The sequence below is a fragment of the Methylomonas methanica genome, from assembly GCF_001644035.1.
In the GTDB taxonomy this organism is placed as follows: Bacteria; Pseudomonadota; Gammaproteobacteria; order Methylococcales; family Methylomonadaceae; genus Methylomonas; species Methylomonas methanica_A.
In genome coordinates this window covers 184,708-205,064 of sequence record NZ_LUUG01000082.1, presented here as the reverse complement: position 1 = coordinate 205,064, position 20,357 = coordinate 184,708, and the positions used below count along the sequence as shown (strand labels likewise).

Genomic DNA, 20,357 nt, shown 5'->3' with positions numbered 1-20,357 from the left:
CGAACAACCAGCAAATTTTTTATGCAATTCGTCCGATTGGCGGGCCCTTTCTGGTGCTCCGAAAATAAGACTACCATCCGCACCTTATCGGCGTTTTTGGTCGCGTTGACAGTGGCGCAAATTGCGGTCTCGGTGATTATTACCGAGTGGAGCGCGGATTTATTCGATGCCCTGGAACAGCGCTCGATGTCGAGGCTGTTTACCCAAGTTGGATTGATCGTCTTGATTTTTATCGCGAATATGGCGATTACGGCCACCCATTTGGTCGTCAAACGTCGTTTGCAATTGAGCTGGCGGGGCTGGCTAACCGACAAATTGATCGGTCAATGGATGCGTGACGGCCGGCATTATCTGGTGACGCACTTGCCGGGCCAGCATGATAATCCCGATGGTCGGATCGCTGAAGATGTTCGTATTTCCACTGAATATGCAATAGATCTGTTGCACACTTTCTTCTACTGCGTACTGTTGCTGACCAGTTTTACCGAGATACTCTGGACCTTGTCGGGGACAGTAACGGTAAATCTGGGTTTGGTCGAAATTCCCATCCAAGGGCATTTGGTGTGGTTGGCGCTGATTTACGCCGCTAGCGCATCCACGCTGGGTTGGTGGATCGGTAAGCCGCTCACCATGGCTACCGATAATAGACAGACCGTCGAAGCCAATTTCCGCTTCGCGTTGGTCAAAGCCCGCGAGAATGCGCAAGCCATTGCCTTGATCCACGGCGAGCGCCATGAGAATCCGCATTTTCACCGCTTATTCGGAAATATTGTCGATGCCTGGAATCAGCAAACCCATGCCTGGCAGCGTATCACCATGTTCAGCTCTGGTTATTCCATATTGTCTATGGCATTCCCTATTCTGGTGTCCGCACCGCGCTTCATCCTGGGTACTATCAGTCTGGGTGCGTTGATGCAATCCGCGCAGGCTTTCCAACAAATGGTCGCGGCTTTATCATGGCCGGTGGACAACATGGGCAAGGTTGCGGAATGGCGCGCTTCAGTTGAGCGGGTATTAGGATTGAGCAAGGCTTTAGAACAATTGGAGCGGGAAATCGCCAAACCCGATCCCTATCGGATTCGGTTGGTTAAAAGTGACAAATCCGTATTGGCGTTTCGCGATTTATGCATTTCGCGTTTGGACCGAATCGTTTGCGTGTCCACCCTCAACGAAGAAATCAGGGCCGGAGAGCGGGTGTTGATTGCCGGTAATGCGTTTTCCGGTAATAAGCTGTTCAAGGCGATTGCCGGGCTCTGGCCATGGGGCGAGGGTTCTGTAGAATTGCCGGACGATGAAACCATGTTCTTTATGCCGCCGCGTCCGTATCTACCGACCGGCACTCTGCGCGCGTCAATTTGCTACCCTTCCGACGCATCCGTTTTCGATCAGCAGGTCTTGGAAAATACTCTCGAGCTGGCTGGGGTTAAAGAGTTGAAAGAGCAGCTCGATCAGGTCGCCGATTGGGAAAAGAATCTCGAGCGCGAACAGAAACAACGCTTGGGCCTAGTTAGACTGTTGTTGCACAAACCTAAATGGATATTGATGCAGGAAGCCTTCGATTCGCTCGACCCTGAAGGTGAAGTGGATATGGTTAATCTGATTCATAAAAGGCTCTCAGATTCAGCTGTGCTGACCATCACCAAACAGCCCAATATACAGGCCTTGTACAAACGGCGGATTACCCTCTGTTAACGGGTAACGTGCTCTAGGGCGTCGTTGTCGGGAGTTGTCATGATGTCTGCTAACAAGCTGCGCGGGGTCAATTTGGGCGGTTGGTTGGTTTTAGAAAAATGGATGACTCCCAGTTTGTTTGCCGGGCTGAATGCCAGGGACGAAACCAGTTGGTGCGTCGAATTGGGCCGCGACGCCGAAACGCGTTTGCAGCAGCATTGGCAAACATTCATCACCCGCGCCGACTTTGCCTGGTTGGCGCAAGTCGGGATCAACGCGGTGCGCATCCCGGTTGGCTACTGGCTGTTCGCGGCCGATTACCCTTATCATCATAGTTTCGGCACGGTGCGGCACCCCTTTGTCGATGGCGGCGTTGAGGTGCTTGATCGTGCGTTCGATTGGGCCGAAGAGTTTGGTTTAAAGGTAGTTGTCGACCTGCATGCCGCGCCCGGCTGTCAGAACGGTTTCGATAATGGCGGCATCCAGGATGTCTGCGAGTGGCATACCCAAGACACCTATATCGACTATTCCCTGGAAACTCTGGAGCGATTGGCGCGGCGCTACGGCGAGCGCCGGGCCTTGCATGGGATTGAGGTCTTAAACGAGCCGCGCTGGGATGTGGATACGGAATTGTTGAAACGTTACACCAGCGCCGCGTATTGGCGTATACGCCGCCATTGTCCGGCCGAACGGGTGGCGGTAGTATTTCATGATGGCTTCCGGTCATTTCGCGAATACGCGGGCTTTTTACAGTCGCCCGAGCATGGCAATGTGATCTTCGATATACACCGGTATCAATGTTTTGTGCAGGACGATATCGACAGGGATATTTATCGGCATCTGCAAAAAGTTGTTTGCGACTGGAAGACCGAAGCCGATGAGATCATCGGCGGCCTGGGTTTGCCGACCTACGTCGGCGAATGGAGCTTGGGTTTGGATGCAAAACTGGCGACGCTTTGGGCCGACGGGCCTTTCGATCACGTCCAGAAGCAGATGGACGACTTTCAATTCGATATCGTTTGTCGCGGCTACGCGGCCGCCCAGTTGACCGTGTTCGAAAAGTATTTGGGCTGGTTTTTCTGGAGCTATAAAACTGAGAATATGCCGCAATGGAATTTTCGGGAATGTGTCGAGCGTGGCTGGTTGCCGGGCAAGTTTGCTTGACGCTTGGAGCGCTTGCGAAAATATTTAGTATTTTAAGTGGGGGATTTGCGTTCTGGAACGTCTTACTATTAACAGCATCATAGCAATCATGCCGGATGGGTATGTTTTAGCCGAGAATGATGATTAGGTGTAATATGAAAACAAGACGATCTCGAACCAAATTGGACAAAATGTCGCCGGAAGCCTTGGATGCCTGCTTCCCGTCGGCCCGCTATTTTCAAGTTCACTTCGAATATCTGCATGAAACCATAAGTGAATTGAAACAGCAGGTTACTCAAGCCAATCAGCAAATTGCCGAACTGCAACAGCAGCTGCAAGCCCATTCATTGGGTGAAATGCCGACGGTAAATTATGCTGCGGACACAAATTCCACCGGTAATTTGCGCCAGTCTTAACAGCATCACGGTTTCTTTAGATAGCCGTTACTGTTTTTTTCCACCCAGCGGATTTGCCCGGATTCCAAGGTTTCCCGTTTCCAAAACGGCGCCTGACTTTTCAAGTTTTCCATAATGAAGCGGCTGGCGTCGAAAGCGTCGCCGCGATGCGCGGACCACACCGCCACCAGCACTAGCGTATCGTTGGGCGATATCTGACCGATGCGATGGATCAGCAACACGTCTAACAACTGCCAACGGCCTTGCGCTTGTTCGACAATGCGCTGCAATTGCTTTTCGGTCATACCCGGATAATGTTCCAGGTACATGCCGCGCACCTCGTCGCCTTGATTAAAGTCGCGCATGGTGCCGACAAAGATGCCGGTGGCCCCGTATTTGCCTGCCATGTCGGCAGCTTGGGCTTGAAAATCGGCCAGCTCCTGCCAGGGGTCGAAAATCTCGGCGCAGAGTTTGATGGTCATAATTTCAACCTCCGGTGACCGGTGGGAAAAACGCTACGTCGTCGCCGTCGTTAACTTCGGCCTCCAGCCCGACATACTCCATATTGACCGCCGCCAACAGCGTATCGGGTATGTTCATGTTTGGATTGACCCGTTGCCAAACCTCGAGTACCGACAGCGGGGCCTCTATATTTAGTTCGTCGCCGCTACGGCCAACGCGGTCCTTCAAGCTTGCAAAGTAAAGCACTTTAATCGACATCTTTATTCACCCGGTAATACAATGCTTGGCTGATTCTACTTGCCTAGTATGCCATGTCCAATTCGCCGCTCACTCATTTTAATGCCGCCGGAGAAGCCCATATGGTGGATGTCGGGGATAAGGCCATCACCCAACGTCAGGCGGTTTGCGAGGGGTACATCGAGATGCAGCCGGAAACCTTGGCGCTGATTGCGGCCGGCAGCCACAAGAAGGGCGACGTGCTGGGAATTGCCCGCATAGCCGGTATCATGGCCAGTAAAAAAACCGCCGAGTTGATTCCCTTATGCCACCCTTTGCCGATCAGTCATGTCGAGCTTAGCCTGCAAGCCCAAACCGACTTGAGTCGTGTCTATTGTCAAACGACCGTGAAGACCACCGGCCAAACCGGCGTGGAAATGGAAGCCCTCACCGCGACCCAGATTGCCTTGCTGACTATTTATGACATGTGCAAGGCGGTTGATCGCGGCATGACGATTCAAGGGGTGCGCTTGCTGGAAAAAAGCGGCGGTAAGTCCGGGCATTGGCAACGGGACGAGGCTTAATTTGGTCCTTCCCGCTTAATCGTCGGCTTTCTTGTCAGGCTCGCGGTTGATGATTTTTTCGTCTATGGCTTTGTGCAGCAGTCGTATCAGCTCTGCCGAGCCATCTTCTCCAAACTCCAAGTCGTCCGATTTTGTCAGGCTGGCGTTGACGGTTAAGCCGCGGCGCTCTTCTTTCAGCTTGATTGTGTACTCGGCTTCGTCGTAATTATTATTGAATAAAGAGCGTAACAAGCCGACATCCTTGCCGCTGGTGTCGGGGTCATAACGCACCTGAAAGCGTTGATCTTCCTGGCTTTTATCCAGTACTTCGATATTGCTGATTTTCAGTGCAGTGGCGACCATTTCCCAAGCCCGGTCGGGGCGGGTTTTCAAGGTAAGCACGGGCTTGCCGCCGTCGTCGGTAAACGCCATCAAATCGGCCAGAGCCGATTTGGGTTTCAAATCGTCGACGGCTACCGCAGGCTGCGGATTGGTGTGTTCTATCGGCAAAACCGGCGGCAGTTCCAGGTGATGGGTGTCGCGGTATTTGTCCGGTGCATCCGCGCAAGCCGTCAGCAACAGGCAAGGCAGGCCGTAAGTCAGCGTTCTCAACAGCATAAGGCTCACTCGCAAAAAAAGCGTCTATGTTCCAGCACCGGGAAAGACAGGCGGGTTTTTTCCAGGCGGCTTTTATCGATTTCGGCGCTGACGAAGCCAGGGCCGGTTTTATAACAATCCAGCACCACGCCCCAAGGATCGATCACCATGCTGTGGCCGTAGGTTTGCCGGCCGTTCATATGAAAGCCGCCTTGATTGGGTGCAATGACGTAGCAGAGGTTTTCGATCGCGCGGGCTCGCAATAACACTTCCCAGTGCGCGGCGCCGGTTTTGGCGGTAAATGCGGAAGGAATGACCAATATATCCAGGCCTTGCCGGGTCATCGGCCGGAAAAATTCCGGGAAACGCAAATCGTAGCAAACCGCTACGCCGAGACGGCCGAATGGGGTATCGATCACGCAAGACGCGTCGCCGGCTTCCACCGAGTCGGATTCGCGGTATTCCTCGGCGGTATCCGGCACGCTGACGTCGAATAAATGCACCTTGTCGTAGCGGGCGACCCGGTCGCCTTGCTCGTTGTAAATCAAACAGGCCGCGCGGACTTTGTTGGGGGCGGTGGCCTGCATCGGCATCGTGCCGCCTATCACCCAGACGCCGTATTTTTTCGCGGTGGCGGCCAGAAAATCCTGGATGGGGCCGGTGCCATCCTGTTCGCTGACTTTAACTTTGTCGTATTCGTTCATGCCCATGATGGCGAAATTTTCCGGTAACGCCACCAGTTTCGCGCCGGCTTTCACGGCTTCGGCGATCTGCTTCTCGGCTTCTAGCAAATTGGCGCTGACTTGCGGTCCGGAGGCCATCTGGATGGCGGCACATATGGTCATGAGGTGTCCCTGATTTTAATTGTTTTCGATAGTTTTAACTGCTGGGGGAAGTTCGCTCGGCAGAGCCGCTCATTTGCTCAGTGACTCCAGCCAGCCGCCGGTTAAGCCGCGCCAGGCTTTTTGCACCAAGCCGTCTTGATCGTGTAGCGGCGTCACTTCGACATTGCCCCAAGGCCCGGCAAGTTTGTATTGCGAGCCGAAAAAATAACCTTCTTTGTAATCGTCCGTCACCACTTGGGTAATGACGGCAGCGATACCGCCAACGATTGTACCAGCAATCGGTACAGCCCCGGAACTCTTGGGCACGACCGCAACGCGGTGATCCATGGTCTTTTTCACGAGGTCTGCGGTGCCGGCTATGCTGAGTTTCGCCGATACTGCGTCGATCAATAAATTGTCGGTATAGGCCAAGCCGTTGCTGATTTTGAAGTCGCCGGTAATCTGATCAAAGGCTAGGCCCTGTCGGTAGACGTCGGTAAAGTCCAGACTCAAGCGTTTGGCCCATTGTTCCATGGCGATCAAGCCCAGCAAGCGGCCGAAGCCCGGCTCGATGCTGGAAATGCGGCCGTCGCTGAATTTGAGCTGCATTTGCCCGGTCAGGTTGGCTGTTGCGAACTGTTGCGGGGCGCCGCGCCAACCGCCGTTGAAATTGATTTCGGCATGCGTGCCTCTTAAATCGTCGGTAAAACCCAGCTGCGACAAGAATAAGCCGAAACCGTTCATGTTCAGCTTGCCGGTCAATTGTGTGGAGCTGCCGCCGACCAGTTTGATCCAGTCCGCGCTGAAATCGATGGTGCCGGCAACGCTGGCCAGTTGCACATGTTTGAAGTGAATGCCGTTGATCAGCCGCTCGGTATTCAGTTTTAAGCTGCCCAAATCCACGCCGCGCCATAGCAGCTGTTTGCTGTCGATGTCGATTAAGGGCAAGTCGGTGACCACTTCTTCCGCGGCGTCGAAATTCAGGCCGTCCATCGCCGATAAATTCAGGTAATCCATTTGTAGCTTGATAATATTGGCGCCGCCGCGTTGATCGGGCAAGGTCAACTTGCCGCGTGCCATCGGGCTGTCCAACGTGGCTTGCCAAGCCTGATTCAGATGCTGGAGCCGGCATTTCAGCGCGCCGATGTTCTGGCCCTGCCAAATCAATTGCTCGGTATCCAGAATAACTTCTTTTAACGCCGGCAAGCGTTGCTGAGTTTCGGTATCGGAGAATGCGGCGAGCGCATCGGATAATTTGAACTGCGGCTGCCGAATTTGCAATTTCAAACCCGCCGGTTCGAAAAACTCGGCCTGTTCCTGACCGAAGACGATATGCCCGGAATGCAGCTGATCTTGTTTGCCGTCGATCAACAATGCAGCGTTCAGCTCTTTGCCGTAAGCAACTTTTAATGGCAAATATGCGCTGCTGTTTTCGAGGGTAAATTGCAGATTCAACGCCTGTTCTTGATCGGCCGATTTGGCCAGTGCGTCTTGCGTGTTGATCGTTACGCCCTGCAAATTGCTGTTTATGCTCAGGGTAGACGGCAGGCCTGCGTCGTAAGGCAGCGTCAATACGGTTTGATAGTTGAAGCTACCGTCGGCAACCTGGTTTTTCAGGAAGCTGAATTGCTTTTCCAGGCGCTTGATGTCGGTCGTGCCGTCTATCAGGATTTGCGTGGCACTGGTATCGCTTTGTAGCACTGCGTGTATCGGATAACCCAGGGTACTGCCTTCCAGGCGGGTGCTGCTGACCCTGTCTTCAGTAAAGCGCAGTACGCCGCTGATGTCGTTAACGGCAAGATCGACCGGCTTGACCAGCACTCGGGCCTTATCCAAATGGGCGTCAACTTTGACGGTAGTCGGCAGCGTTTCGTAGTAAGCGATTTTCAGATCAAGATCGACCTGGGTATTGCCATCCGGGGCCAACACTTTGGCTAGCGGATCGATTTTGGCGCGTAACGGGGTTTTTTGCAGATACTGCAAACTGTGCGGTAGCTTGCTTTGCACCTGGCCCAGCACGTAAACATAATCGCTATTGGCCAGATCCGGAATCGAAACAACGGCTTGATTGATATCGACGTTTTCGCTGTGGCCACCATTGATGGCCACTTTCAGATCCGCGCCGAGGAATTGTACGTCGGCATGCACCGCGCGCAAATGCGGCCATAAGGCGTTGAACTGGATTTCGCCGTCGTCTATCGCAAATACCACTTCAAACCGGCCGGGACCGTTGCTGAACGGAAAGTCCGCCAATTTGCCGTTCAACAGCATTTCGCCCTTGTCGATATGCCCGCCGATAAAGGCATCGTCCAGCCAGGCGACCGCATCCTTACCCATGATTTTGGCCGGCAGGTATTGCGGCACTTTACTGATGTCTTTGAAATTGCCGAAGCGGGTGCGCATATCGATAACCGCACTGTCGTTATTCTTTGGGATGCTGAGTTGCAGCTTGGTTTGTGTCTGGAAGGCCACGCTGTCCAGTTGCAGATTTTCGCTGGAGATTTGCCAGTCGGTGTCGGTTTGCCGCCAGTCGACTCGGCCTTGTAAGCGCGGGACGTCCAGGCTACTCCTAAACATTTGCGGCGCGTTGAACTTGGCGTTTGCGCTATCGAATATCAATTGCCCGCCCTGGTCGCCGGCAATAATAGAGCCGCTCAGTTCCTGTATTTGCGGCAGGTCGCCTTGGGCATCGTTACCAAGCTGGCTGAAATGTCCATTAAGCGCATAGCGTTGCCTGTTGCCGTCAGCGTAAAACGACAGGTCTCGCAAATTGCCGCGCGGATTGAGTTGCAGCCATTTACCCAAATCAGCTTGCTCGGCTGGCAGAAACGGCGGTATCACATGCATCAAGGCTTGCAAATTCAATTGCTTGATCACGCCGCTCAGATTGCCTTGCGCGTCCTGCTGTAGATAGACCTCACCATCCCGCCAGCGCTGATGATTTGCGAAGACATTGACGTCGTAAGCGCTCCAACGTTGCCGGCCATCGTGCTCGGTCCAACCCAGATTGCCTTCGAAGGTGTCCAATTGCAGGGTTTTACCTTGCTGTCTGGCGAGTTTAATCTGTTGGCCTTGCAGATAACCGCTGACTTGGTAAGGCATGGAGTCGCGCCATTGGCTCCAGATCCGCATATCGCCGGAGCCGGATTCCAAATGCAAGCCCAGCGGTAAATCCTCGATCAGCCAAGCCGGCCCTTGCAGATTGCTGCCTTCCACGTAAATTTGGCCGTTAATCGCGTTGGCCTGAAAGATGTTGCCGTTAAGCCGTGCGGAAATGCGCAAGCTATCGCCATATTGCTCCGGCAAGCTGCTGAGCAGATGGATCTCGTGGCTTTGATCCAGATAGTGGTTTTTGATCAGCAAATCGAAGTGTTCGACCGTCACCGGCGGGCGATGCCGCTTCAGATCCTGCCACGTCACCTGGCTTTGCAGAATCTCGTATTTGCCGCCCTGTAACAGCCATAGCGGTTGCTCGTCGCTGCTTTGCAGGCCTTTGATGCTGAGGCTGCCGTCCTCGTTACGCAGAATGTCCAGTTTGGCGCCCACCAGAGTCACCCAACTGGCGGCCATGGGGTCCTGGGTTAATAACCATTCCAGTAAATCGATGCCGATCCGCACTTCTTGCAGGCGGATAGCCGGCTTCGCTCCGGCTTCGGTGCCTTCGATAGCGATTTCCCGCAGTAATAATTCCGGGCTGAAGCCGCGCATATTCGCGCCCAGTTTGCCGATATGCAGCGGAATGCCGGTGGTCTCGCGGACTTTTTGTTCCAGTGCTATGCGGTAATCGGCAATATCGATCAAAAAAACCCGTACCGCGCTCAAGACGAGGGCTATCGCGATCAGCGACCAGAACAGCAGGTGTCGGGTGGCCCGGGTGACGTGGTGAATAACCAAAATAGCCGCCTATAACAACACCACGTCGTAGTGCTCCTGATTGTATTCGGCTTCGGCGCGGATTTTGATGCCGACTTTCAAGAACATTTCCAGCTCCGCCAACATATCGGCTTCTTCGTCGAGCAGCATTTCCACGACTTGCTCGGACGCCAATACCAAGATTTGTTGGACATTGTATTGCCTGACCACCCGAATAATTTCCCGAAAAACTTCCAGACAAATCGATTCCGGGGTTTTCAGGACGCCACGTCCGCCGCAGGTCGAGCAAGGTTCGCAGAGGATGTGTTCCAGACTTTCCCGCGTGCGTTTGCGGGTCATTTCCACCAGGCCCAGCGCGGATACTTCGGTAATTTTGGTTTTGGCGTGGTCTTTATCCAAGTTGCGCTGCAAGGCGGTCAGCACTTGTTTTTTGTGATCCTCGCTTTGCATATCGATGAAATCGATAATGATGATGCCGCCCAGATTCCGCAGCCGCAGCTGGCGGGAAATGGTCTGCGCCGCTTCCAGATTGGTCTTGAAGATGGTTTCTTCCAGATTGCGGCCGCCGACGTAACCGCCGGTGTTGACGTCCACCGTGGTCATCGATTCGGTCTGGTCGAACACCAGATGGCCGCCGGATTTGAGTTTGACCTTGCGGTCCAGCGCCTTGCTGATCTCGTCCTCGACGTTGTAAATGTCGAACACTGGCCGCTCGCCGGAGTAATGCTCGATCACCGAGACGATTTCCGGGACGAAGGTTTCGGCAAATTCAACCAGTTTCAGGAATGTTTCTTTGGAATCGACGCGGATTTTTTCAATGCCGTCTTTGTACAAATCCCGTAAGGTACGGATGCTGAGCGGCAGGTCTTCATGGATCAAGGTTTTGACCTTGGTTTTACTGCTTTTTTCCAGGATGGATTCCCAGAGTTTGTGCAGAAAAGTCATGTCGGAATACAGAATCACGTCTTCCACGCACTCAGCTGCGGTGCGGGCAATGAAGCCGCCCGGTACTTGGTGTTTTTGCTGATAAGCTTCGATGCAGGCCCGCAAGCGGGTGCGCTCGGATTCGCATTCGATGCGTTGCGACACGCCGGAGTTGCCGGCATAAGGCATATAAACCTGATAGCGGGAGGGAATGGAAATGTCGGTGGTCAGTCGCGCGCCCTTGTTGCCGAGCGGATCTTTGGTGACTTGTACCACCAGTTTTTGGCCTTCCTTTAGATAGTGCTCGATATTTTCCGAGGCTTTTTCGGCCAGCTCCTTGCTGCTGAAATCGGATAAATGTAAAAACGCCGCTTTTTCCAAACCAATATCGACAAAGGCCGCCTGCATGCCCGGCAACACCCGGCACACCTCGCCTTTGTAAATGTTGCCGACCAAGCCTTTTTGCCGCACCCGCTCGATAATCAGTTCTTGCAGTACGCCGTTTTCGATCACCGCTACTCTCGTTTCCGGCGGCGTGACGTTGATTAATATTTCTTCGCTCATGGGATGATGTCTATGCCTGCTAGGCTTAATAATTGCGCGGTTTCGAATAGCGGTAAGCCCATCACGCCGGAAAAGCTGCCGGTGATCGATTCGATAAACACGCTGGCCAAGCCTTGAATTGCATAGGCTCCAGCCTTGTCGTGAGGTTCCCCGGTTTGCCAATAAGCGACGATTTCCTGATGGCTCAAGGGCCGGAAGCGCACTTCGCTGACGCTAAGCGCCTGCCAGTGTTGCTCACCACGTAAGGATACCGCGCTATACACTTGATGCTTGCGTCCCGACAAATGACTGAGCATTTCAATCGCATGCTGCAAATCGTCGGGTTTACCCAGGATGCGGCCGTCGCAAATCACGCTGGTATCTGCGGCCAGTACCGGTAAATCGGTAGCGGTCGATGCCAGACAGAGCGCGGATTTTTCCGCAGCTACCCGCTCGACGTAAGCGGCGGGTGCTTCGCCCGGCCACGGTGTTTCGTCGATATCGACCGCCATGATACTGTGACGGATGCCGATTTGCTTGAGCAATTCGCTGCGGCGCGGCGAGGCGGATGCCAGGATTAGTTGTGGGTGCATGCGCTTAACGATGATAAGGGTGGTTATTCAGCAGACTCCAAGCCCGGTAGATTTGTTCAGCGACAATCACTCGAACCAAGGGATGCGGAAAAGTCAGCGGCGATAAACTCCAGGATTCCTGGGCCAGGTCGCGTACTTGCTGGGATAAGCCTTCCGGCCCGCCTATCATCAACGCGACCGGCTGACCGTTGCCTAGCCAACGTTGCAGCGCTTGCGCCAGATTCGGCGTGGTCCAGGGCTTGCCGGGAATGTCCAGCGTCACCACGTGCGCCCGGCTGGGCAATGCCGCTATCATGCGTTCTCCTTCGTCCTTGGTTATCCGGGCAATGTCGCCGCTACGGCGCTTGTCCGGGGCGATTTCCTTTAACAGCAATTCGCATTCACGCGGCAGCCGCTTGGTGTATTCATTATAACCTTGCTGTACCCAGTCCGGCATTTTGTTGCCAACGGCGATCATGTGTATTTGCATGGTGTTTACAGGAAACGCGCTCTAGGCAAGCCCAAATGAAAGCCCTGGACATAATCGACGCCCATCGCCCTTAGGCGGGTCAGGATTTCTTCCGATTCGACAAATTCCGCCAGGGTCTTCATGCCCAATTGCTGACAGAGCCGATTCAGATTTTCGATCAGCACGCTATCGACCTCGGATTCGACTATGTTGGCAATAAACGCGCCGTCGATCTTGACGTATTCGAAATGTAGGTCGCGCAGATAATGGAAGGAATTGTAACCGCTGCCGAAATCGTCCAGCGCAAAGGCAAAGCCCTTCTCCCGCAAATTGCTTAAAAATTTGCGCATATTGGATAAATCGCCGATGGCTTCGCGCTCGGTGACTTCGAATACCAGTTTTTTCGGCGGGATGTGGTATTGCCGGCAGAGGTCTTCGGCATATTGCAAAATGTCGCGGCGCTGAATTTCCTGCGGCGTCAGATTAACGAATACGGTGGGCATTTGGCCGGTGGCGGCACGCTGCTCGGCCATGAACGCGGTGACCTTGCGCAGCATCACATGATCCAGATTCAAGCTGATACCGTATTTGTCGGCGGCATCGATAAACACCCCGGCCGGGATAATCTCGCCGTCTTCGGTAGTCAGCCGCGCCAGCGCTTCGTAAGCGTGCAATTCGCCGCTAGCGCACGCCATGATTGGCTGGAAATACGGTACGATGCGCTCCTCCTTTAAGGCCTTTTTCAACACTTCCGACAGGCCCAGTAACTTTTTGTTTTGGGCAATTCCGGTTTCCAGGCTGTGTAAGGGGCAAACGAAATTTTTGCCGGCGGCTTTGGCTTGATACAAGGCCAAGTCCACACCCGCCAGCAAATCGGCAATGACCGGCGCGTCTCTCGGAAAGGTAGCCACGCCGACCGACATTGTCAGGCTGATATGTTCCTGATAAGGTCCATCGACCTGGTATTCGAAATCATGCACTGCCTGCCTTAACGATTCGGCAATGATCAGCGCACTGTGGCCGTCGGTACCGGGCAGCAAGGCGGCAAATTCATCTCCGCCCAAACGTACTAATACATCGCCCTTACGAAGCTGTTTTTTCAACAGTTGCCCCAGGTGCACCAGCACCTGATCGCCGATCATGTGTCCGAAGCCGTCGTTGACACCTTTAAAGTTGTCCAAATCCATGGATAACAGCGCGAATTGATCGTTATGGCGGGCGGCGCGACCGAATTCGTATTCGAGGATTTCATTAAAATAGCGGCGATTGTGCAGACCGGTAAGCGGATCGTGTTCGGCGTAATACGCCAGTTCCTGTAGCGTGCGCGACAAGGTCTTGCTGGAGCCGACCACCATCACCATTACCGCCAGCAACGAGCGGATGATGCTTTGTTCTTGAGCCGTCAAGCGTAGCCCGGAGGCGTAACTGACGCCGAGGATACCGCCGACGCCAATTTTTTCGTCCGGTACGCCGACTGTGATCGTTTCGATTTCCTCGAAGTCGCGTTGCTGTTTAATGCCGGTGATGAAAAACTCTTCCAGCTCAATCAGGGTGTCGGCTGGAATTTTCAGTTCGGCCAGCAGATTGTCTGCCAGGCGTTTACGAACGAAATTCTTGGTTTCTTCGCTGTATTGGCCCAGGTAATACAAATAAATGCTGATCCCGGATTCGTTGGTGAAAGCGATAGAGAAAAAGTTAAACGGGAAAAAGCCGTGAAATTCCAGCAAGATATCTTGGATGAACTCTTTCCACTGCGTGACTTTTTCGTGGGAGAGGATGATGTTCTCCAATACCGCGGATTGCCGTTCGAACAGGCTTTTGTCGATCAGCGTCAGCTCCATCCTCTGCAACAGCTCGTGGGTTTCGGTGATCAGCGAGGAAATCATCCGGCAGTTTCGCTGCGCGTCTTTGTCCTGCTGCTGGTTAAGCAGCGTCAGGCTGGCGGCAATGGTCTTGCAGCGCTGGGCGTGCCCGGCTACCTCTGCTTTCGCAGCTTCGTTGTCGGCCAGCACCGGCAGGCGCGCCGCCAACTTGCCGACCTCGCGTATCGCCAGATCGATGATGCCGTGCTCGAAGGTTTGCGTACGGTTTTGCGCTTCCAGTAATTCGGTCAGGGTGCGGATGCTATGAATATGCAGCGATTTGAGCTGCGAAGGTTTTTTGTGCGGATAGTCCATTTATTCGAGATCCAACAAATCGCTGCCGCACTGTAAATCGTACAACCAGTTTAGAAAGTCGGTCTTGGCTTGGCCGCGATAGATCGGGCCATGTTGCGGTGCAATGAGCTCCACGTCCAGTTTGCGCACCTGCTGCACCCAATAGCGCAAGGCGCGGTTGGAGGCCATGTAGCGTTTATGAAAGCCCTCGGCAAACGGCAAGTGTTTTTGGAAATCGTCAACGAAAATATCGCAATTATTGTTCGGCACCATTGACGCGCCGACGTCGCCGGAAAACAGAATTTTCGAAATCGGGTCGTAAACATTGATCTGGCCGGGCGAGTGCAGGAAATGCGCCGGGACAAATTGCAATTGCAGGCCGGAGTGTAAGCTTACCGTTTCGCCCTGATCGGCCACGCCGACAAAACGGCGCATGCCGGAAATGCCGTAATGCGGCAGGAAACGCAGCCAAATGCGGGAGGCGTATATGCGTGCCGGCGTCAGTTTCATCCAGCTGCTCAGGCCGCCGACGATATCCGGATCCTGATGAGAGAGCGCAATGGCTTCGATGTCGTCGGGATTCAGGTATTGCAGCATTTCGTTGAGCACTTGCGGCATCACGCCGAAGCCGCCCGGATCCATTAATGTGCCCTTACCGTTATGCACTATCAGATATTGGTTGGAGGGGATGCCGTCTTCTTCGCCCGGCTCGCTTTCGTTTAATAAAACGTAGCGGTGATTACTGCTATTGAATAGTGTGACATTGTTGCGCATGGTAAGGATTCCCCCTAAATCCCGTTGCTTTTTGGTTGGCGTAGGGTACACGAAGCCCGTGGGTTTGCGAAATCGGTTCCGTCGCCTAAGTTATGAGCCGTTGGATACGGCGTGGTTTATTTCAACCGATTTTTTGTCGGATTGGCTTTTTTCAACCAAATGTCGTTAGAATGTTTGCTGTATTGGACTTTGACGACAACGATGGTGATGCTAAGCGCGCTGTTATGGACCCCGGCGCTGGGGGCAATATTGCTGGTACTGGTCTCCGGCCGGAACAGTCGATTGATCAGAATTGTAGCTAATCTATTCAGTTTGGCGGCTTTGTTGCTGGCCTGTTTGCTATTGGTCCAGTTCGATGCCAACGACACCGCACTGCAATTTAGCGAGTTCTATCCCCTCAACCCCAAGCTGGGTAGTGCATACGCACTGGGTGTGGACGGCCTTTCGATGCCGATGCTGGTACTGGCTACTCTTTTGACTTGTATTTCTCTGCTGGCTTCATTCTCCTTGTCCGATAGCATTAAGGGCTATCACATCTCCGTTTTGTTGTTGGAATTCGGCATGCTCGGCGTCTTCATGGCGCAAGACTGGGCGCTGTTTTACATCTTCTGGGAAGTAACCTTGATCCCGCTGTTTTTCCTGATCGACCGTTGGGGCGGCAAACGCCGGCATGCCGCCAGTTTGAATTTTGTGTTGTACACGATGGGCGGCTCGGTGTTCATGTTGCTGAGTCTGCTGGCGATTAGTCAATACGATTTGGAAAACCAGGGTTCCTTGATGGCCTCGATGGGCCAAGCCGCGCAAAACATGCCGGAGGTCGAACAAGTGCTGGTGCTGCTGGGGTTTCTGATTGGGTTCGGTGTGAAAATGCCGATCTTTCCCTTGCATGGCTGGCTGCCGCTGGCTCACGTCGAAGCGCCCAGTCCCATTAGTATCCTGCTATCCGGCATTCTTTTGAAAATGGGTGCCTACGGCTTGTTGCGCTGCGTGGTGATGCTGCCGGTCGCCGCCAAATTGATTCAACCATTGTTGGTGTTTCTGGCCCTGTTCGGCATGATCTACGGCGGCTTGCTGGCCTGGCGGCAGCGCGATCTGAAAGCCATGGTGGCTTACTCGTCCTTGAGTCATATGGGCGTGGTGTTGCTGGGTATCGCCTCGCTGAATGAAACCGGCTTTACCGGCGCGATACTACAAATGACTGCGCACGGGCTGATCGCCGGCGCTTTGTTCCTGTTGGTGGGCCTGCTCTACGAGCGCACCCATACCCGCAATATCCAGGATTACAGTTCGCTGGTGCAGGTTATGCCGCGCTTCGCCACTTTGACCACCTTGACCTTGCTGGCAGCCATGGGCCTACCCGGTTCCGTGGGTTTTATCGCCGAACTGCACACTTTGATCGGCGGCTTTCAGCAATGGGGCGGTCTGATGGTGTTTTTTAGTTTAAGCATTTTGATCAGCGCGGCTTATGCGATGCGCACCATCGGTTTGCTGTTCACCGGGCCGGTCAAACCGCAGATGCGTGACATCGCCGATTTGAAATCGCTGGAATTGATGGCATCCGGAGTGTTGGTGGGCGGGATTGTGTTGTTTGGTTTATTGCCGGCGCCTTTGATTGAGTTGTCTACGGCGACGGTGGGGAAGATGTTACTGGTGATGGGGGAGAGGAGGTTGCCGTGAATACAACCCTTGCCGCTGGAAGGGCTTCGTTCCCGTATGCCGCGCCGAGCACCGAAGCTTTTGCCGAGAACAGCCCGTTAGGGGAGCGGCAGGGATGCCGCTCGTTTTCGGAGGGGCTGGGAAGCCCCTTCCGAAAACCCTCGGCAAAAGCTTTGGCGCGCAGGAGTCAAGCGGCATTCGGGTCGCCTTTTCTTTGGATACTTTCTTTTGGCGATGCAAAAGAAAGTATCTCGGCTGTCGGTCCCAGAACCGACATTAAAACAGCCGTCGCGCTAGCGACACCGTTCAAAGGCTGAAAGTATTATGGCATCCGCTACAAACGCTCTATCCCCCCGGCAAATCATCATAGACGCAATCCACCACCTGGATCATGTCCTGCCGGGACAGGGGCCGATTAACGATTTCGTGCATCACAATACCTTGCATGGCTTTCAGCATTTGCCGTTCGAGCAAGCGCTGGCGGAATTTACCCAGTTAACCGGTATCCGTTGTTATTTGTCTGCCGCACAGTTCCGAGAATTTTACGCGCAGGGCCGGATCGATGACGGCGATATTGATGCTGCTTTGGCGCAGCAGTATGGGGCGGCGTTGGAAGCCGCGGTTTGCAGCGTCAATGGTAAGACCATCACTCGCCATATGCTTTACCGACTGAGCCTGTTAAACGATTTGCAGGCCCTGACGCCGGCACAATTTGACTGGCAGGTGCGAGAACTGGGTGTGTTGGATAAACCCTCCGCCACGGGCGAAACCACTCGAGCTTTGTGGCATGGCTTACTGGGCAAATTGGGATTGCAGATGCTTGATTTGCATCCGGAAGACTTACTCGATCTGTCCGCTGAGCAAATCCAGCAATGGCTGCCGGATTCGACGGATGCCGGGGCTGAACAGCAAATGCGCCGCAACGAACTGGAAAACCTAAACAAGCTGTTTTCGGACGTGGGCGATAGCTTGACTTTACGCGGCTTGTTGCTGGCTTTGACCGGCAAGGATCTTCTCGACACGGTACGCCCGCAATTGATTCGTTTGTGCGCGTCCTTGCTGGACGAAGGGCTCGCGGCCTGGCGTTTACCCAAGCGGGAAGAGCTGGGTTTGTACGAAGCCTGGCGCGAGAGTTTGATCTACGATGCGCAGCCGGTGTTTCAGGAACTGAATGATTGGCAAGGGGTTACATCGGCATTGCCCGCTGACGCTATCGACGCCATTGCCCAACAGCTGGCGGCTCTGGCTATCCCCGAACCACACTGGGCCGGGTATTTGCAAAGACTGGCCTTGGAACTGCCGGGTTGGTCGGGTTTGATCAACTGGCGAGAAACTCATCCGAATTATCAAGCGGATGACGAAACCAAGCCCTTATTGGCCGATTATCTGGCGATACGCTTAACCCTGGATCGGCTTTACGCGCAGCAAGTATGTTGGCAACAGTGGCATTGCGAGGCGCAACTGGACAAACTGCGCGGCTATTTTTCGAAAAACCTGGCGGAGTTTTCGGTCAGGCAGGCCTTGTTTCAGGGCCATTTGCCGGAGTATCTGGCCCTAGCCGCGCAAGCTTTATTAGACAACGTGCCGCGAGACAAGCAGGCCTGGCAGACCTTAGCGGAGCGAGTTTGGACTTGGCAACTGAGCCCGTTGGCTGCCTCGGCCCTAAGTGTTTATAACCAGGGGTGGCGGCTGTATCGCGTCTGCCAACTGCTGGATTTCAGAGCCAGCGATATGCAGAATTTACCCAAAGCGCAGCTATTGGCCTGTTTGGACACTATCGATGCCTTAAGCGATCACGAGCGCAACACGATTTGGCTGACCGCCTACGAACGTCATTATCAACAAGCGCTGCTGCAAGCGCTGCACGCCAACCATGGCCGAGGACGCTGGGCCAAACGTGACAGCCGGCCCGCGGCGCAAGTTTTTTTCTGTATGGATGAGCGCGAGGAGAGCTTTCGCCGGCATTTGGAAGAACTCAACCCCCACATCGAGACCCTCGGTGCCGCTGGATTTTTTGGTGTGGCGATGAATTACAAAGCGCTGGATGATCACCACGTCACGCCTTTATGCCCAGTGGTTGTCACGCCGGTGCATCAAGTCGATGAAGTCGCGATTCCCGGCCATGAACAGCAGTTGATCGGACATAAGCGCGGCCTGAGGTTGGCTAACCAATTGTCTTATTTGCTCTACCAAGGCATGCGCGTCAGTCTGCTGAGAGCATATCCGCTGACTTATATTTTAGCGCCAGTGAAATTATGGCGTTTGCTGGCCAAAAGCTTGTTGCCGAGTTGGCAGCGCCGATTGGAGCATGGCTGGCAAGCCCTAATGGTGCCGGCGGTGCCGACACATTTACATTTTACTGCGACAGATAATGAACACGCCGCGTCTGCCGGACTGACGCTAGGCTTCACAGACCAGGAGCAGGCCGATCGGGTGGCGCAGTTCCTGAGAACCACCGGTTTGACTTACGGCTTTGCCCGAGTCGTGGCGATTCTAGGGCACGGCTCCACCAGCCAGAATAATCCTCACGAAGCCGCTCATGATTGCGGCGCATGCGGTGGACGCCGCGGAGGTCCGAATGCGCGGGTGTTTGCGGCGATGGCGAATCGCCGGGAAGTGCGCGATCTGTTAAGAGCCGCCGGCATCGAAATTCCCGAAGACACCTGGTTTATCGGTGCGCAGCACGATACCTGCAGCGATTTGATCAGCTGGTACGATCTGGATCAAGTGCCGGAGCACATGCAGTCGTCTTTACAGCAGGTTCAGAATGCCTTAGCCGAGGCTGACCGCAGCGCTGCTGCCGAACGGTGTCGCCGCTTTGCTTCGTCCGGTTATCCGCGCACAGCGCAGGCGGCCTTATTGCATGTGGAAAATCGCGCCGTCGATTTGAGCCAAGTACGACCCGAATTCGGCCATGCTACCAATGCCGCTGCCTTTATCGGTCGGCGCTCCGCGACTCAGGGCGTGTTTTTCGATCGGCGCTTGTTCCTGATTTCCTACGATCCGACCCAAGACGCCGATGGCACCATTTTGGAAAATATTCTGCTTACTGCCGGTCCGGTCGGTGCCGGGATTAACCTGGAATATTATTTTTCCACAGTGAATAACGATCGGCTCGGTTGCGGCACTAAAATTCCGCACAACGTGACCGGCTTGTTTGGGGTAATGGAAGGCGCGGGTAGCGACTTGCGCACAGGTTTGCCTTTGCAGATGGTGGAGATTCACGAAGCAATGCGCTTACAAATCATCGTCGAGGCCAAAACCGCGGTGCTGGAGCAAATTTATGGCCGGCAGGAAAGCCTGCGAGAACTGATAGGCGGCGGCTGGGTGCATCTCAGCGCCAAAGATCCTGACAGCGGCGAGATATTTGTATTTCAGCGCGGCGTCGGCTTTGTGCGTTGGCAGCCCGGCGACATCGAGCTGCCGCTAAGGGACAACTCCCCGGATTGTTACCGCGACGAAACCCAGCCGGTGGCGCCGATGCTGATTAAGCAGCCTGAATTAATGGGAGTTGCGTGA

16 protein-coding genes are annotated in these 20,357 nt (G+C 54.2%); 6 read left to right on the top strand and 10 right to left on the bottom strand.

Annotated features, from left to right (window positions below):
• The first annotated feature begins 21 nt into the window (after positions 1-21).
• The 3 genes from A1332_RS15005 to A1332_RS14995 all read left to right on the top strand — a co-directional run bounded on the left by A1332_RS15005 (position 22) and on the right by A1332_RS14995 (position 3,230).
• Positions 22-1,692: an ABC transporter ATP-binding protein/permease gene (locus A1332_RS15005; RefSeq protein WP_064009277.1), complete on the top strand. Its 1,671-nt coding sequence runs from the start codon at positions 22-24 to the stop codon at positions 1,690-1,692.
• 39 nt (positions 1,693-1,731) lie between these two features.
• On the top strand, positions 1,732-2,835 hold the full coding sequence (locus tag A1332_RS15000) for a glycoside hydrolase family 5 protein (RefSeq protein WP_082879708.1): 1,104 nt from the start codon (positions 1,732-1,734) through the stop codon (positions 2,833-2,835).
• Between the two features lie 134 nt (positions 2,836-2,969).
• Positions 2,970-3,230: a hypothetical protein gene (locus tag A1332_RS14995; RefSeq protein ID WP_157204020.1), complete on the top strand. Its 261-nt coding sequence runs from the start codon at positions 2,970-2,972 to the stop codon at positions 3,228-3,230.
• Positions 3,231-3,235: 5 nt separating this feature from the next.
• On the opposite strand, the gene A1332_RS14990 is transcribed toward A1332_RS14995, so the two are convergent.
• Both A1332_RS14990 and A1332_RS14985 read right to left on the bottom strand, forming a co-directional pair.
• A complete protein-coding gene (locus A1332_RS14990) occupies positions 3,236-3,691 on the bottom strand; it encodes a molybdenum cofactor biosynthesis protein MoaE (protein ID WP_064009274.1) in 456 nt (151 codons plus the stop codon).
• A 4-nt stretch (positions 3,692-3,695) separates the two neighbouring features.
• Positions 3,696-3,929, bottom strand: a complete 234-nt coding sequence (locus A1332_RS14985; protein ID WP_064009273.1) for a MoaD/ThiS family protein — start codon at positions 3,927-3,929, stop codon at positions 3,696-3,698.
• A gap of 53 nt (positions 3,930-3,982) precedes the next feature.
• Here A1332_RS14985 and moaC point away from each other — a divergent pair, with 53 nt between their 5' ends.
• Positions 3,983-4,471, top strand: a complete 489-nt coding sequence (moaC, locus tag A1332_RS14980; protein ID WP_064009272.1) for a cyclic pyranopterin monophosphate synthase MoaC — start codon at positions 3,983-3,985, stop codon at positions 4,469-4,471.
• Positions 4,472-4,486: 15 nt separating this feature from the next.
• On the opposite strand, the gene A1332_RS14975 is transcribed toward moaC, so the two are convergent.
• The 8 genes from A1332_RS14975 to A1332_RS14940 all read right to left on the bottom strand — a co-directional run bounded on the left by A1332_RS14975 (position 4,487) and on the right by A1332_RS14940 (position 15,182).
• Positions 4,487-5,068 carry an outer membrane protein assembly factor BamC gene (locus tag A1332_RS14975; RefSeq protein ID WP_064009271.1) on the bottom strand — a complete coding sequence of 194 codons (582 nt, stop codon included), beginning with the start codon at positions 5,066-5,068 and terminating at the stop codon, positions 4,487-4,489.
• A gap of 5 nt (positions 5,069-5,073) precedes the next feature.
• Positions 5,074-5,892 carry a carbon-nitrogen hydrolase family protein gene (locus A1332_RS14970; protein WP_064009270.1) on the bottom strand — a complete coding sequence of 273 codons (819 nt, stop codon included), beginning with the start codon at positions 5,890-5,892 and terminating at the stop codon, positions 5,074-5,076.
• A 69-nt stretch (positions 5,893-5,961) separates the two neighbouring features.
• Positions 5,962-9,765, bottom strand: coding sequence for a YhdP family protein (locus A1332_RS14965; RefSeq protein ID WP_064009269.1), 3,804 nt, complete (start codon positions 9,763-9,765; stop codon positions 5,962-5,964).
• Positions 9,766-9,774: 9 nt separating this feature from the next.
• Positions 9,775-11,232: a ribonuclease G gene (gene rng / locus A1332_RS14960; RefSeq protein ID WP_064009268.1), complete on the bottom strand. Its 1,458-nt coding sequence runs from the start codon at positions 11,230-11,232 to the stop codon at positions 9,775-9,777.
• Complete coding sequence (locus A1332_RS14955) at positions 11,229-11,804, bottom strand: Maf family protein (protein WP_064009267.1); 576 nt, start codon at positions 11,802-11,804, stop codon at positions 11,229-11,231. The genes rng and A1332_RS14955 overlap by 4 nt, the downstream gene beginning before the upstream one ends.
• 4 nt (positions 11,805-11,808) lie before the next feature.
• Entirely contained in the window at positions 11,809-12,273 is a 465-nt protein-coding gene (gene rlmH, locus A1332_RS14950; protein ID WP_064009266.1) for a 23S rRNA (pseudouridine(1915)-N(3))-methyltransferase RlmH, read from the bottom strand.
• Between the two features lie 5 nt (positions 12,274-12,278).
• Positions 12,279-14,429: a putative bifunctional diguanylate cyclase/phosphodiesterase gene (locus A1332_RS14945; protein ID WP_064009265.1), complete on the bottom strand. Its 2,151-nt coding sequence runs from the start codon at positions 14,427-14,429 to the stop codon at positions 12,279-12,281.
• A complete protein-coding gene (locus A1332_RS14940; RefSeq protein ID WP_064009264.1) occupies positions 14,430-15,182 on the bottom strand; it encodes an MBL fold metallo-hydrolase in 753 nt (250 codons plus the stop codon).
• Positions 15,183-15,383: 201 nt separating this feature from the next.
• Between A1332_RS14940 and A1332_RS14935 the strand changes: the two genes are divergently transcribed.
• Positions 15,384-16,859: a complex I subunit 4 family protein gene (locus A1332_RS14935; protein ID WP_064009312.1), complete on the top strand. Its 1,476-nt coding sequence runs from the start codon at positions 15,384-15,386 to the stop codon at positions 16,857-16,859.
• A gap of 303 nt (positions 16,860-17,162) precedes the next feature.
• The gene (locus A1332_RS14925) at positions 17,163-20,357 is read left to right on the top strand and encodes a DUF2309 domain-containing protein (protein ID WP_064009262.1); all 3,195 of its coding nucleotides are present in this window, start codon (positions 17,163-17,165) and stop codon (positions 20,355-20,357) included.

Coding starts and splice junctions, on each gene's coding strand:
- A1332_RS15005 (WP_064009277.1), top strand. CDS start 22: ATGCAATTCGTCCGATTGGCGGGCCCTTTCTGGTGCTCCGAAAATAAG.
- A1332_RS15000 (WP_082879708.1), top strand. CDS start 1,732: ATGATGTCTGCTAACAAGCTGCGCGGGGTCAATTTGGGCGGTTGGTTG.
- A1332_RS14995 (WP_157204020.1), top strand. CDS start 2,970: ATGAAAACAAGACGATCTCGAACCAAATTGGACAAAATGTCGCCGGAA.
- A1332_RS14990 (WP_064009274.1), bottom strand. CDS start 3,691: ATGACCATCAAACTCTGCGCCGAGATTTTCGACCCCTGGCAGGAGCTG.
- A1332_RS14985 (WP_064009273.1), bottom strand. CDS start 3,929: ATGTCGATTAAAGTGCTTTACTTTGCAAGCTTGAAGGACCGCGTTGGC.
- moaC (WP_064009272.1), top strand. CDS start 3,983: ATGTCCAATTCGCCGCTCACTCATTTTAATGCCGCCGGAGAAGCCCAT.
- A1332_RS14975 (WP_064009271.1), bottom strand. CDS start 5,068: ATGCTGTTGAGAACGCTGACTTACGGCCTGCCTTGCCTGTTGCTGACG.
- A1332_RS14970 (WP_064009270.1), bottom strand. CDS start 5,892: ATGACCATATGTGCCGCCATCCAGATGGCCTCCGGACCGCAAGTCAGC.
- rng (WP_064009268.1), bottom strand. CDS start 11,232: ATGAGCGAAGAAATATTAATCAACGTCACGCCGCCGGAAACGAGAGTA.
- A1332_RS14955 (WP_064009267.1), bottom strand. CDS start 11,804: ATGCACCCACAACTAATCCTGGCATCCGCCTCGCCGCGCCGCAGCGAA.
- rlmH (WP_064009266.1), bottom strand. CDS start 12,273: ATGCAAATACACATGATCGCCGTTGGCAACAAAATGCCGGACTGGGTA.
- A1332_RS14945 (WP_064009265.1), bottom strand. CDS start 14,429: ATGGACTATCCGCACAAAAAACCTTCGCAGCTCAAATCGCTGCATATT.
- A1332_RS14940 (WP_064009264.1), bottom strand. CDS start 15,182: ATGCGCAACAATGTCACACTATTCAATAGCAGTAATCACCGCTACGTT.
- A1332_RS14935 (WP_064009312.1), top strand. CDS start 15,384: ATGGTGATGCTAAGCGCGCTGTTATGGACCCCGGCGCTGGGGGCAATA.
- A1332_RS14925 (WP_064009262.1), top strand. CDS start 17,163: ATGGCATCCGCTACAAACGCTCTATCCCCCCGGCAAATCATCATAGAC.